This is a genomic window from Gordonia hirsuta DSM 44140 = NBRC 16056 (genome assembly GCF_000333015.1).
Classification (GTDB): domain Bacteria; phylum Actinomycetota; class Actinomycetes; order Mycobacteriales; family Mycobacteriaceae; genus Gordonia; species Gordonia hirsuta.
Genome location: NZ_BANT01000020.1, coordinates 1 through 12425 on the forward strand (window position 1 = coordinate 1; position 12425 = coordinate 12425).

Consider the following 12425-nt stretch of genomic DNA (forward strand, 5'->3'; position numbering starts at 1 on the left):
GGCTGCGGCGGCGGGCCGTACGTGGCATGGCCGAACGGCGGCTGCGGATCGCTGCCGTGCGGATCCCTGGTGTCCGGATCTCCACTGTCCGGATCACTGCTGTTCGGGTCGTTGTCGGATCCCCGGTTGATCATGGTGATCACCCTAGAAGATGTTCCTGTGAGTCGGCTCAGGGCATCCTGCGGGACAGCTGGCGGTCCGGTTCCCGACCGGCCGGCGCGACTATCGGCGCACCAGGGTCGGCTCGGGTTCGGTGTGCACGGGGCTGCCGGGCAGCCGCATCCGGATCAGCGCGCCGCCCTGGCTGGACTGCTCGGCCCACACGGTGCCGCCGAGCCGGACCACCACCTGCCGCACGATCGCCAGACCCAGCCCCGAGCCGGGCATCGAGCGGGTGGCCGTGGCCCGGTAGAACCGTTCGAAGATCAGTTCGCGGTCCTCCGGTGGGATGCCGGGACCGGCGTCGGCGACGCTCAGCTCGGCGGTCTGCGGTCCGGTCTGCACCAGGACCACCTCCACCACGCGCCCGGGCGGGCTCCACTTGGCGGCGTTGTCCAGCACATTGAGGACGGCCCGGGACAGTCCGGCGGCCTCGCCGTAGACGAACCACGGCTGGGCGGTCACCGCGAAGTCGATGTCGGCGCGACGTCGTCGCACCCGGGCCAGGGTCTCGTCGAGGATCTCCAGCAGATCGCACTCTTCGAAGATCGCGTCGTGCGAATCGGCCCGGGCCAGGTCCACCAGATCCCCGACCAGGGTCGACAGCTCCTCGACCTGGGCCATCACATCCGAACGCAGCTCCACCATGTCGGTGGCCGGGATCTGCGGGGCGCCCGGCTCGGAGGCGGCGATCAGCAGTTCCAGGTTGGTGCGCAGCGAGGTGAGCGGGGTCTTGAGCTCGTGTCCGGCGTCGGCGACCAGCCGTGCCTGCCGATCACGGGATTCGGCCAGGGCGGTCAGCATGGCGTTGAACGACTCGGTCAGCCGCGCCGTCTCGTCGGTGCCGGTCACCGGGATGGGCCGCAGATCCTGGGTCTTGGCCACGTGTTCGACGGCTTCGGTGAGCCGGCCGACCGGGCGCAGACCGCCGCGGGCCACCACGGTTCCGGCGACCGCGGCGAAGGCCACCCCCAGACCACCGGCCAGCAGCAGGACCGACGCCAGCCGTTTGAGGATCGCATCGGTGCGGTTGAGGCTCTGCGCGATGATCAGGGTGTTGCCGTCGGGCAGCTTGCGGGCCAGCACCCGCTGGTTGTCGGTGGTGCGCAGACTCTGGTTCTTGCTGCCGTACTCGTAGGGTGCGGCGGTCAGATTGCGTTCGATGTCTTCGAAGGGGACGTCGCCGACCTTGTAGGCCAGACCGTCCGGCTGCACCAGAGCGATCGTCATATTGGTCGAGTAGACGCTGCCGGTGATCAGCTTCGGATTCGCGGCCAGCTGTCCGGTCTCGGCCACCGCGGTCAGGCCGTCGGCGCGCACCTCGAGCTGGGTGTCGACCTCCTGGTACAGCGCCCGGGAGACGAAGATGTAGGTGGCCCCGGCCATCAGCATCGCCGACAACAGAACCAGGGCCGCCGCCAGTACCGCCACCCGGGTCCGCAGTGACACGGTCCGGGTCAGCGCGGTCGGTTCACGCACTGCGCATCACGGCGCACTTTCGCGCAGCACGTAGCCGACGCCGCGCACGGTGTGGATCAACCGGGACTCCCCCTCGGCTTCGGTCTTGCGGCGCAGATAGCCGATGTACACCTCGAGGGCGTTGCCGGAGGTCGGGAAGTCGTACCCCCAGACCTCCTCGAGGATCCGGCTGCGGGTGAGCACCCGGCGCGGATTGGCCATGAGCATCTCCAGCAGCGCGAACTCGGTGCGGGTCAGGCTGATCGGCCGTTCGCCGCGGAACACCTCGCGGGTCACCGGATCCAGGGTCAGATCCTCGAAGGCCACCGCCTCCGAGTCGTCACCGTCCTCGCGGGCGGTGCGCCGCGACAGGGCGCGCAGCCGCGCCAGCAACTCCTCCATCGCGAACGGCTTGGGCAGATAGTCGTCGGCGCCGGCGTCCAGTCCGGCGACCCGCTCGGACACCGAGTCGCGGGCGGTGAGCACCAGGATCGGGATGTCGTCGCCGGCCGACCGCAGCCGTCGGCACACCTCGAGCCCGTCCAGGCGCGGCATCATCACATCCAGCACCAGCATCTCGGGCCGGTCGGCCACGATCTTCTCGAGCGCTTCGAGGCCGTCGCCGGCCGTCTCCACGGTGTACCCGTTGAAGGTGAGCGATCGCCGCAGCGACTCCCGGACGGCCCGGTCGTCGTCGACCACAAGAATGCGCATGCCTACAGTCTTAACCCCGGAAGGTAAGAAGGCGCTGAGGGGCGCGCCCTATTCAGATGGGTTCTTCGGCCGATTCGAGCTTTTCGTCCGGATCGGTGAACTCGTCGTCGGTCTCCGATTCGCGCACCGCGGCCCGGGCCTGAGCCTCCGCCTCGGCCCGCACGCGAGCTTCCTGTTCCTCGATCTTGTGCTCCTTGTGCTTCTCGAACGTGCGCTCCCCTAGTGTTGCGGTCGGACTGTCGACGCCCGGAACATCGGACGTGCCTCGAGCCTACGTCGGACCGCTCAGCGACGACGTCGTCCCGCCGCCCCGAGCATCTCGGAGACTTCGGTGAACTTGACCCGCGGGCGGCCCTGTTGGGCACCCTTCTGCCGTTCCCGGCGGTCGATCGCCCGGATCCCGCGGTAGCCCACCACCGTACGACGGCGGCGGCGCAGCAGCTCGTCGAAGGCCTCCGGCGGGCTCACCGGCCGGTCGAGCCGCTCGGCGGCGGCATCGTCGATGAACCTCTCCACCGTCTGGATCGCCTGCAGCTTATTGGCGCCGATCCCGCCGGTGGAGCCGCGTCCGGCCCAGCCGAGTACATAGACACCCGGCAGCGGCGCGGCATCGCCGCCGTCCGGGTCGATCATCCGGCCGCCGTCGTTGGGGAAGTGTCCGGCCCGGTGGTCGAACGGCAGCCCGCCGATCGGCGCCGCCCGGTAGCCGATGGAGCGCACCAGCAGGTCCGTGGCGATCGGATACTCCCGCCCGCCGGTGGACGCGGTGACCTCCTGTACGCGTTCGTCACCGCCGGCACGGACCGGGGTGGTGTGGAACAGGAAGACGATGCGGCGCCGGCCCGGATCGGCCGGCCCGGACAGATCCGGCAGCGGACCGTCGGCGTCGTCGTACCCCTCCACCTGGACGCCCGGGATCACCGACAGCGCCCGGTATTCGGCAGAGGTGTAGGCGGCCTGGTCCTGGCCGCGCCGGCCCAGCAGCACAACCTCGTGGACGTCCTGGCGCCGCAGCAATTCCAGTGCCCGGTCGGCGATATCGGTCACGGCCAGCAGTTCCGGCGGGGACACCAGGATGCGGGCGATGTCCAGGGCCACGTTGCCGGTGCCGACGATCACCGCACGGCCGCTGCCGTCGGCGACGATCTCGATCCCGTCGGCCCCGGGAACCGCGTTGTACCAGGCGACCAGGTCGGTCGCCGAGGTCGAACCGGGCAGATCCTCCCCCTCGATCCCGAGGGTGCGGGACTGCGCGGCACCCACGGCGTAGAAGACGGCGTCGAAGTGCTCGGCCAATTCGGCCGGAGTGATCTGGCCGGCGGCGACATCGTCGCCCACCTCCACATTGGTGGCCATGGTGACCCGAGGATCGCGGTAGAGCAGGTCGAAGGTGCGCATCACGTCTTTGGTGCTCGGATGATCCGGTGCCACCCCGGCGCGCACCAGGCCGCCGGGTGTCGGCAGCTTGTCGATCACCGTGACCGCGGCACGCGTGCGGTTCAGCAGGGTGCGCAGTGCGTAGCCGCCGGACGGGCCGGTGCCGACCACCGCCACCCGCAGTCCCTCGGGCAGGCGCGGCAGTTCGGGGTAGACCACCTCCGACCAGCCCGACGAGATCTGCGGATTGTCCCGGTAGTAGTCGGCGTTGATCTCGATGAAGATCCGGTCCCGCGGACTGAGCCGGTCGGCCGGGAAGATCGCGTTGACCGGGCAGGCGTCCGCGCAGGCGCCACAGTCGATGCAGGCCTCCGGATCGACGTGCAGGATGTCGGAGGTGCCGAAACCCGGTTCGTCGGGGGTCGGGTGGATGCAGTTGACCGGGCACACCGCCACGCACGCGGCGTCGCTGCAGCACGACTGGGTGATGACGTAGGCCATGGCGCCGCCTCAGATCATGTGAACCTTGCGGTAGTACCGCAAAGCCGGCTTGGTGAGCAGCCCCATCTCGTCGAGGAACTCCATCAGGTGGATGCAACTGCTGCGGATCATCGAGTGGTAGTGCTCGTTGCCGGCGGCCTCCCGGCGCGCCCGGGACACGTCCAGGCCGGCGTCGGCGTAGGCCTGCGGCTGCACCAGACTCGAGACGATGAGATAGGCGCCCACCGAGATCAGCAGGGCGCTGGAGTGGCGGCGCGCGGCACTGATCCCCTTCATCGACTCCCGGACCTCTTCGCGCGCGAACTTCATGTGCCGCGCCTCTTCCAGGACGTGGATCTCGTTGACGGTGCGGATGAACGGCAGCACGCGCTCGTCGCGCATGCAGCCGCGCTGGAAGACGTCGAGGATCTCTTCGGCGACCAGGATGCCGGCGTAGGCGACCTCGTCGCGCGCCAGCACACCGAAGTGCTTACCCGCCCGGCCGATACGCGGGTGCGGACGGTAGCTCTTGCCGACCATCTTCTCCGAGGCCTTGGCGAACATGAGGCTGTGGCGGCATTCGTCGGCGATCTCGACCAGCGCGAACTGGAACTCCGGGCTGTGATAATCACCCAGGTACTGATCGCGGATGACCATCTCCTGCAGGATCATCTCGAACCAGATGCCGATGCACATGATCGAGGCGAACTCGTGACGGGTCAGCGAGATCTGCTGCTCCTGCGTCATCTCGTTCCAGTAGTCGGTGCCGTACAGCGAACTCCACTCGGGGCTGCAGCCGTACTTGTCCGGCTCCATCGGCAGCGACCAGTCGATCTCGGTCATCGCATTGCGCGAGAGACGGGCGGCCGAGGCCAGCAGGCGCTCGGAGACCTCGTTCGGGCCGGAGTCCTGCAGACTCACCACGTTGTCGGGGACCTCAGTCAGACCCTGAGGGTCCAGTGCGGCGGTCATCGTCCTCACTCCTCCGTAGAGCAGAATTATTACAACGATCAATGTCAACGTTAGGCCAGGCTTGCGGGGTTGTAAACAGTCTGGAAATCTTACCGACGGGTAACTACCAGCGGAGAAGACGTCTCCGCAGGTCAGAGCGGAGGAATGCCATGCCATCGATCTTCATCTCCGGAGGGGCCGCAGGGATCGGCCTGGCCACCGCCGAACGCTTCGCTGCCGAGGGCTGGACCGTCGGTGTCTACGACATCAACGACCAGGCACTGGCCGCGGTCGCCGAAGCCCATCCCGAGATGATCACCGGCCGGCTGGACGTGACCGACGCCGAGCAGTGGGAGCGCGCGCTGGCCGAGTTCACCGCCCACACCGGCGGCACCCTGGACGTCCTCGACAACAACGCCGGCATCCTGATCTCCGGCGACCTGGCCGCGCTGAGCCCGGCCCAGGTGAAGGCACAGATCGACATCGATGCCCTCGGCGTCGCACTGGGCGCCCAGGCCGCTCACCCGTACCTGAAGGCCACGGCCGGCTCGCATCTGGTCAACATCGCCTCGGCGTCGGCGATCTACGGCCAGCCCGGCATCGCCGTCTACAGCGCCACCAAGTTCTTCGTCGCCGGCTTCACCGAGGCCCTGGAGCTGGAGTGGCAGGCCGACGACATCCGCGTGGTCTCGATCTGGCCGCTGTGGGCCAAGACGGCACTGGCCGAGACCGACGCCAAATCGACCAAGACCTTGGGCGTGCGGCTGACCCCGCAGGACGTCGCCGAGAAGATCTGGGAATCGGTGCACCCCAACACCCTCGACCGGCTGACCCGGCGCACCAGCTACTCGGTGGGCACCCAGACCACCGTCCTGGGCAACGCCTCCAAGTTCATCCCCAACAGCGTCTCGCGAGCGGTGAACAAGCTGCTCTCGCAGTAGTTCTGTCCAGATACGAAGAACCGCGAACGACGAGGACGTCGTTCGCGGTTCTTCGTATCTGTCTGTGGTCGATCCGGTCCGCGTGGACCGGAACGATCAGCGGCGGTCGAGGTCGACCAGGCCCAGCTCCGCGGCCTTCACCAGGCGACGCGGGATGCGGTGCGGCACACCGTTGATCTTCTCTTCCTGCAGGGTGACGTTGTCCGCCTTCCACTGCGAACGACGACTGCGGGTGTTGGCCCGCGACATCCGACGCTTGGGTACTGCCATGATTCAGCCCTTCTCTACTTGCTCTACCTGCTGTGCCCAGTGGGGTTCGGACTCGTCTTCCGATCCGGCCGACCTGCGGCACACAACCAGAACAGACTATCGGCTCACGGCCGTATCTCGCAAAACAGGCCCGAACCGCTAGCATTGCGCCACGTGTCAGGCGTCGTCTCCGGGTTCACCGTCATCTTCATCGTGGTGGTGATCGGCTATCTGCTGGGCCGGACCCGGGTCCTGGGCGAACACGCCGTCAGCGTGCTGGCGCGGCTGGTGTTCTTCGTCTGCACACCGGCGCTGATGATCACCTCGCTGACCACCAACGAACTGTCGGTGGTGTTCTCCTCGACGCTCGCGGTCGCGGCGACCTCGGCGGTCGCGGTCGGAGCGCTCTACTTCGCCGTCGTCCGGCTGCTGTGGCGCCGCGCAGTCCCCGAGGCGACGATCGGCGCGCTGTCGTCGTCGTACGTCAACAGCGTGAATCTGGGGCTGCCGATCGCCATCTTTGTGCTCGACGACGCCTCCTTCATCGCGCCGCTGCTGCTGTTCCAGATCATGCTGTACTCGCCGATCGCGCTGGTGATGCTGGACCTGACTGCCTTGGACGCCGCCCACCGGGGTTCGCTGTGGCGCACCGTCCGCACCCCGCTGACCAATCCGATCGTCATCGGCGGTCTGATCGGTCTGGGGCTGGCGCTGGCCGGGGTCCATCTACCCGAAGCCGTGTTCTCCCCGCTGGACATGCTCGGGAAGGCCTCGGTACCGCTGGCCCTGCTGGCCTTCGGACTGTCGCTGACCGGCGTGCAGGTGTTCGCCAAGGGCGTCACCCCGCGCCGGGACATCGCCCTGTCGGCCGTGCTGAAGATGGGCGCGATGCCGCTGGTCGCCTACGCGCTGGCCCGCTGGGGATTCGGGATGACCGGGCAGGCACTGTTCGCGCAGGTGGTGATCGCGGCACTGCCCACCGCGCAGAACGTGCTGGTGTATGCGACCCGGTACGGCCGCGGTGAGGTGCTCGCCCGCGACTCGGCGCTGATCACGACGGTGCTGTCGATCCCGGTGATCGCCGTCCTGGCTCTGGTGCTGGCCTAGCGTCGTCGTCCGCCGGGCCCCGCGCAGCGGTTCAGCCGGGGTGCCCGGCCGGTTGCGGGGCGCAGTCAGTTGGGGCGCCGCGGACCGGTCTCGGCGCCGCGCGCCACCCGGGTCACCTCGACGCCGCCCAGGAACGCAACTCCGCGGATCACCACCCGCGGCGCCCCGGCGCGGCCGGGACCGGCGCCGGCACCGGAGAAGCTGCCGCCCACCCCCGAGCCGTGTACCTCGACGGTGACATCGCTGGGCACGACGATGCGGATTCCGCCCATCATGGCCTTGCAGCGGATCTCGAGCACCGGGGCGGTGAACTCGACCTCGCGCAGATCGATGTCGACCCCGCCGAGGAACGCGGTCGCCTTCAGGTCGCTGCCGACCACGGCGCCGCCGCTGAGTTCGCTGCCAGACAGGATGCCGGCGGTCCGGGCCACCGGGGCCGCCCCGGAGGTACTCACCCGGGTCTGGCCGGCGGTGCTCTCGGCCACCGCCCCGCCGAGCCGGTCCAGCGGCAGATCTGCCAGCAGCGCGTCCAACTGCGCCAGGGAGGTCGCCGCCAGTGCCTCGCCGGCGCGTTCGCTGTACTCCTCGGGAGTCAGCGCACCGACCGTCATCGCCGCGGACAGGAAGGCGTCGGCCCGCATTCGGTCGGCGTTGTCGGCGCGGATCTGCCCGCGGCGGGCGTCGTCGAGCGGAGCCGGATAGTAGTTGCCACCCTCGGGTTCGGTCACGGTCGCCAGTCTACGGGCCGCCGGCCCGACTCAGCGGCCGGTGCGGCTGCGCAGATAGTCCCCGACCACCGCTGCCCCCAGACCGTCGGCGTCCGGGGCCACCACCCGGCCGCCGATGCGGCGGGCGATCTGGTCGATGAACCGGGCCAGCCCGACATCGTCGCCCAGCCGGAAGAAGGTGACCTGCGTTCCCATCCGGGACAGGTGTTCCAGTTCGCGCACCGTCAGCCCGATGGTCTGCGGGTGCGGCGGGTAGAAGAAGAAGGCTTCGCCGCTGGCGTCCAGGTGCGCGGTCGGTTCGCCGTCGGTCACCACCAGCAGCACTGGCTGCGCGTTCGGGAAGCGTCGCAGATGCCGCTGGGCCAGCAGCAGCGCGTGGTGCAGGTTGGTTCCCTGTTCCATCCGCGGCTCCAGTCCGGTCAGCGTCGCCACATCGGTGTCGCGGGCATGCCGGCCGAACTCGATCAGGTGCAGTTCATCGGAGCGGAAGCGGGTGGAGATCAGGTGGTTCAGGGCCAGCGCCGTCCGCTTCATGGGCGTCCAGCGACCTTCCATCACCATCGAGAACGAGGTGTCCACCAGCAGCACCACCGCCGCCTGCGGCCGGGCCTCGGTATCGGAGACCTCGACGTCGTCCATCTCGATCCGCACCCCGTGCGAGGTCATCGTCGCCACCGAGCCGGGACCGCCGGCGGCCGCGGTGCGCAGGACCGCATTGGTGACCGTGCGCGTGACATCCCACGGTTCGGTGTCGCCGTAGGCCCATTCGCGCGTGGCACCGGTCGGCTCGCCCAGACGGCCTGCGGTATCGGCACGACGCTCCCCGGTCCGCGGCGACAGCTGCTGAGCGATATCGCGCAGGATCGAATGCCCCAGCTGACGCATCGCCTTCGGGGTCAGCTCCAGCCGGCCGTCGGCGGACCGGTGGACCAGGCCCTGTTCGCGCAGCGCCCGATCGAGTTCGGCGAGGGTGCGCGCATCGGCGGCCGCCTCCTCGCCCAGCTGACGAGCCAGCGCGTCCAGATCGATGTCTTCCAACTGCGCCCCGGCGTAGCCCTGTGACAACTGTTCGGCCAGTTCCTCGAGTTCCCCCAGATCGGCCAGCGCCGCAGCACCCTCGCCCAGCCCCATTGGCTGATCACCGGAGAAGCGCTGCGCCCCGTCCCAATCCAGATCGGGCCGGGCGTGGCGCAGGGCCGCATCGAGTTGATCGATCTGGTTCATCAGCGCCGGTGATCCGAAGGCCTGCGCCGACAGCTCCGCCAGTTCGGCCTGCTGCTGGGGAGTCAGCGAGTTGAAGAACTGCTGGGCCGCTGCCGACCGGCGCGCCAGCGAGTCGATCAGCTCGTCGGTGTTCTCCGGATTCTCCGGGAAGTGCTGGCCGTGCTTGTCCATGAAGTCGGCGAACTGCTCGGTGGTGTCTTCCCCGCGATTGTGCGCGTCCAGCAACTCGTTGAGGTCTGCCAGCATCTGCGAAACCGCCTGCCGGTCCTGCTCATCGGCACCCTCGAGGGCTTGTTTCATTCCGGCGAAACGCTGATCCAGGGCCTCCCGGCCGAGCAGGTCGGCGATCTCCTGGTACTTCTCCCGCGCGGTCGGACTGCGCCAGGAGTAGTCCGCCAGCTCGCGCACCGCCTGGGCCGTGGAGGCGGGCAGGTTGCCGATCTGCAGTTCGGCGAAGCGGGCATCGTCGTCCAGATCCCGCGCCAGCTGCTTGCGCTCTTCCAGGACGGCCTCGTCGAGCAGCTGCCGGATCTGCTCGAAGGTCCCGTCCAGATTGCGTTGCTCGAGGAGTTTGCGGCGCCGGCGGTTGGCGGCCTCGGCCAGCCGGTCCAGACCGCGCATCTGCCGGTCGCCGCGGCGCAGGTACTCGCGCAACGCCCGTTCCGGGGAGGCCCCGGCCATCACGTCCTCGCCGATAGCTCCGAGCGCCTCACGCAGATCCAGCGGCGGAGCCAGCGGGTCGGGCCCACCGGAGTACCGCTGATAGCGGGTGCGGTGGTGACGGGCGGTCATCGTTCAGCGTCGGTCTCGGACTGATCGACCCGGTAGACGGTGCGTCCGCGCTCGTCGGGTTCCTTCCCGATGCGCCGGGCCAGGAACAGCCCTTCCAGCGCGAACTCCAGCGCGCTGGCGCGCTCCTCGTCGGACACGTCGAGCTTGGCGGCCAGGCGGTCGAGCACCTGCAGCACCTCCGGATCGGTGCCCATCGCCGAGATCACCTCGGCGGCGGGGATCCGGTCGCCGGTGAGTACCGCCTCACCGCTTTCGAGCTTGTCCACCAGGGGCCGCAGATCCACCCCGCCCAGGTCGGCGCGGACCGCATCGGCGGTCGCCTTGCGCAGCAGGTATTCCAGAAGTTCCAGTTCGCGGCCGTCCTGGCCGGATTCGAATTCGATCTTGCCGCGCAGTACCTCGATCACCGACTCCAGATCGATCGGCCGGGCGATGGCGATCTCTTCCCCGGTGACGGTGGCCCGGTGCAGGGCCGCAGCCGCAACCGTTTCCGCCCCGGCGATGGTGAAACGCGCCGACACCCCCGAACGCTGGTCGATCGACGGATGCTCACGCAGGTAGCGGGTGAAGCGGGCCAGGATCTCGATCAGGAACGACGGCACCGTGGCCACCAGATCGGCTTCCTGCTCCACCACGTCGATCTCGTCGTCGAGTTCCAGCGGGTAATGGGTGCGGATCTCCGCGCCGAATCGGTCCTTGAGCGGGGTGATGATGCGGCCGCGGTTGGTGTAGTCCTCGGGGTTGGCGCTGGCCATCACCAGCACGTCCAGCGGCAGGCGCAGGTTGTAGCCGCGGACCTGGATGTCGCGTTCCTCCATCACGTTGAGCATGGCGACCTGGATGCGTTCGGACAGGTCCGGCAGCTCGTTGATGACGATGAGTCCGCGATGGGCCCGCGGGATGAGCCCGAAGTGGATGGTCTCCGGATCCCCGAGACTGCGTCCGGCCGCCACCTTCATCGGATCGATATCGCCGACCAGGTCGGCCACCGAGGTGTCCGGGGTGGCGAGCTTCTCACTGTAGCGCTGGCTGCGGTGCAGCCATGCGATCGGCAACTCGTCGCCGAGGTCGGCGGCCCGGCGCACACTGCCCGGCAGGATCGGGCTGTAGGGGTGCTCGTCGAGTTCGGATCCGGCGATCACCGGCGTCCACTCGTCGAGCAGGTTCACCAGCGTGCGCAGCAGCCGGGTCTTGCCCTGCCCGCGTTCACCGAGGAGCACGACGTCGTGCCCGGCGATCAGGGCCCGTTCCAGCTGCGGAACCACCGTCGATTCGAAGCCGACGATCCCCTCCCACGGATCAGTGCCCTCGCGCAGCGCGGTCAGCAGATTGTGCCGGATCTCGTCGCGCACATCACGCTGGACGTGACCGTCGGCACGCAGTTCACCGACCGTCGCAGCGGTCGGTGCGGAGCTCTCGGGGTTTGCAGACTTCTCGGAGACGTTTTCGGCAGCCACGGATCCCACGCTACCCGCTTGCGGCGGGTCCGGCCGGGGCGTAGCGTCAGGACATGAGCTGGGATTCGCTGACCATGTACTCGCAGGGACTGGACTTCTTCACCGGGGTGGTCGAGTCGGTGCCCGACGCCGGCTGGGCGAGCCCCTCCCCGTGCGCGGGCTGGACCGCGCGTGATGTGCTCGGCCACGTCGGAACCGCCACCGCGATGGGTGCGGCGATCCTGGCCGGCGAGCCGGTCGAGGTCACCCGGATCGAGCCGCCGGGCGATGCGGTGACCGGTGAACCGGGCCGGTGGTGGGCACAACTGGCGGCCACCGCCCGCACGGCCGCCGCTGCGGTCGACGATCTGGAACGCGTGGTGGAGAGCCCGATGGGCCCGCGCACCGTGGCCGAGGGCCTGTCCTTCCCGGCGGTCGACCTGTTTCTGCACGGCTGGGACCTGGCGGCCGCCACCGGCACCGCGGTGGAACTACCGCCGGAGGCGATCGCGTTCACCGTGGAGATGTTCCGGGAGGTCCCCGAGGACGTGGCCCGCGGTCCGGGCGTCTTCGGTCCCCCGCTCCCGGTGGGCCCGGAGGCCACCGCCACCGCGCGGCTCATCGCCTTCACCGGACGCGATCCCGAACACGGTTGATACGTCGAACCGTAATTCGCCGAGGCCGCCCGCCTCGGTCTCGGTGCACAGGACGTCGTCGACCTGATCCACCGCACCGCAGACACCACATCCAGCGCAACCGACCGGGGGCAGCCATGAGGCCACCGAGCCGGCTGTCCGGGTCCAGAGCCT

Annotated in this window: 11 protein-coding genes; 3 read left to right on the top strand and 8 right to left on the bottom strand. The window is 69.0% G+C overall.

From position 1 onward, the window contains the following. Positions 1 to 222: 222 nt before the first annotated feature. From GOHSU_RS08260 to GOHSU_RS08275, 4 genes are all read right to left on the bottom strand, one after another. On the bottom strand, positions 223 to 1638 hold the full coding sequence (locus GOHSU_RS08260; protein ID WP_005939600.1) for a HAMP domain-containing sensor histidine kinase: 1416 nt from the start codon (positions 1636 to 1638) through the stop codon (positions 223 to 225). Between the two features lie 6 nt (positions 1639 to 1644). After that, entirely contained in the window at positions 1645 to 2331 is a 687-nt protein-coding gene (locus GOHSU_RS08265) for a response regulator transcription factor (protein WP_005939603.1), read from the bottom strand. Positions 2332 to 2616: 285 nt separating this feature from the next. Further along, positions 2617 to 4209 carry an FAD-dependent oxidoreductase gene (locus tag GOHSU_RS08270; RefSeq protein ID WP_005939609.1) on the bottom strand — a complete coding sequence of 531 codons (1593 nt, stop codon included), beginning with the start codon at positions 4207 to 4209 and terminating at the stop codon, positions 2617 to 2619. A gap of 9 nt (positions 4210 to 4218) precedes the next feature. Then, positions 4219 to 5160: an AurF N-oxygenase family protein gene (locus GOHSU_RS08275; protein ID WP_005939612.1), complete on the bottom strand. Its 942-nt coding sequence runs from the start codon at positions 5158 to 5160 to the stop codon at positions 4219 to 4221. A 149-nt stretch (positions 5161 to 5309) separates the two neighbouring features. Between GOHSU_RS08275 and GOHSU_RS08280 the strand changes: the two genes are divergently transcribed. Then, complete coding sequence (locus GOHSU_RS08280) at positions 5310 to 6080, top strand: SDR family oxidoreductase (RefSeq protein WP_005939615.1); 771 nt, start codon at positions 5310 to 5312, stop codon at positions 6078 to 6080. 96 nt (positions 6081 to 6176) lie between these two features. Here GOHSU_RS08280 and rpmF read toward each other — a convergent pair whose 3' ends face one another. After that, a complete protein-coding gene (gene rpmF, locus GOHSU_RS08285) occupies positions 6177 to 6350 on the bottom strand; it encodes a 50S ribosomal protein L32 (protein WP_005939617.1) in 174 nt (57 codons plus the stop codon). Between the two features lie 153 nt (positions 6351 to 6503). Between rpmF and GOHSU_RS08290 the strand changes: the two genes are divergently transcribed. After that, positions 6504 to 7436 carry an AEC family transporter gene (locus GOHSU_RS08290; protein ID WP_005939620.1) on the top strand — a complete coding sequence of 311 codons (933 nt, stop codon included), beginning with the start codon at positions 6504 to 6506 and terminating at the stop codon, positions 7434 to 7436. Positions 7437 to 7501: 65 nt separating this feature from the next. Here the strand turns inward: GOHSU_RS08290 and GOHSU_RS08295 are convergent, their stop codons facing one another. The 3 genes from GOHSU_RS08295 to GOHSU_RS08305 are packed head-to-tail and all read right to left on the bottom strand — an operon-like array spanning position 7502 to position 11637. Further along, entirely contained in the window at positions 7502 to 8164 is a 663-nt protein-coding gene (locus GOHSU_RS08295) for a DUF1707 domain-containing protein (protein WP_005939622.1), read from the bottom strand. Between the two features lie 30 nt (positions 8165 to 8194). Beyond that, the gene (locus GOHSU_RS08300; RefSeq protein WP_005939624.1) at positions 8195 to 10180 is read right to left on the bottom strand and encodes a vWA domain-containing protein; all 1986 of its coding nucleotides are present in this window, start codon (positions 10178 to 10180) and stop codon (positions 8195 to 8197) included. Then, positions 10177 to 11637 carry a sigma 54-interacting transcriptional regulator gene (locus tag GOHSU_RS08305; RefSeq protein WP_005939626.1) on the bottom strand — a complete coding sequence of 487 codons (1461 nt, stop codon included), beginning with the start codon at positions 11635 to 11637 and terminating at the stop codon, positions 10177 to 10179. The genes GOHSU_RS08300 and GOHSU_RS08305 overlap by 4 nt, the downstream gene beginning before the upstream one ends. A 53-nt stretch (positions 11638 to 11690) precedes the next feature. On the opposite strand from GOHSU_RS08305, the gene GOHSU_RS08310 reads away from it, so the two are divergent. After that, on the top strand, positions 11691 to 12272 hold the full coding sequence (locus GOHSU_RS08310; RefSeq protein ID WP_005939629.1) for a TIGR03086 family metal-binding protein: 582 nt from the start codon (positions 11691 to 11693) through the stop codon (positions 12270 to 12272). Positions 12273 to 12425: the final 153 nt, after the last annotated feature.

Excerpts from the sequence above, each read along its gene's own strand:
- GOHSU_RS08275 (WP_005939612.1), bottom strand. The coding sequence starts at position 5,160 with ATGACCGCCGCACTGGACCCTCAGGGTCTGACTGAGGTCCCCGACAAC.
- GOHSU_RS08280 (WP_005939615.1), top strand. The coding sequence starts at position 5,310 with ATGCCATCGATCTTCATCTCCGGAGGGGCCGCAGGGATCGGCCTGGCC.
- GOHSU_RS08265 (WP_005939603.1), bottom strand. The coding sequence starts at position 2,331 with ATGCGCATTCTTGTGGTCGACGACGACCGGGCCGTCCGGGAGTCGCTG.
- rpmF (WP_005939617.1), bottom strand. The coding sequence starts at position 6,350 with ATGGCAGTACCCAAGCGTCGGATGTCGCGGGCCAACACCCGCAGTCGT.
- GOHSU_RS08270 (WP_005939609.1), bottom strand. The coding sequence starts at position 4,209 with ATGGCCTACGTCATCACCCAGTCGTGCTGCAGCGACGCCGCGTGCGTG.
- GOHSU_RS08310 (WP_005939629.1), top strand. The coding sequence starts at position 11,691 with ATGAGCTGGGATTCGCTGACCATGTACTCGCAGGGACTGGACTTCTTC.
- GOHSU_RS08300 (WP_005939624.1), bottom strand. The coding sequence starts at position 10,180 with ATGACCGCCCGTCACCACCGCACCCGCTATCAGCGGTACTCCGGTGGG.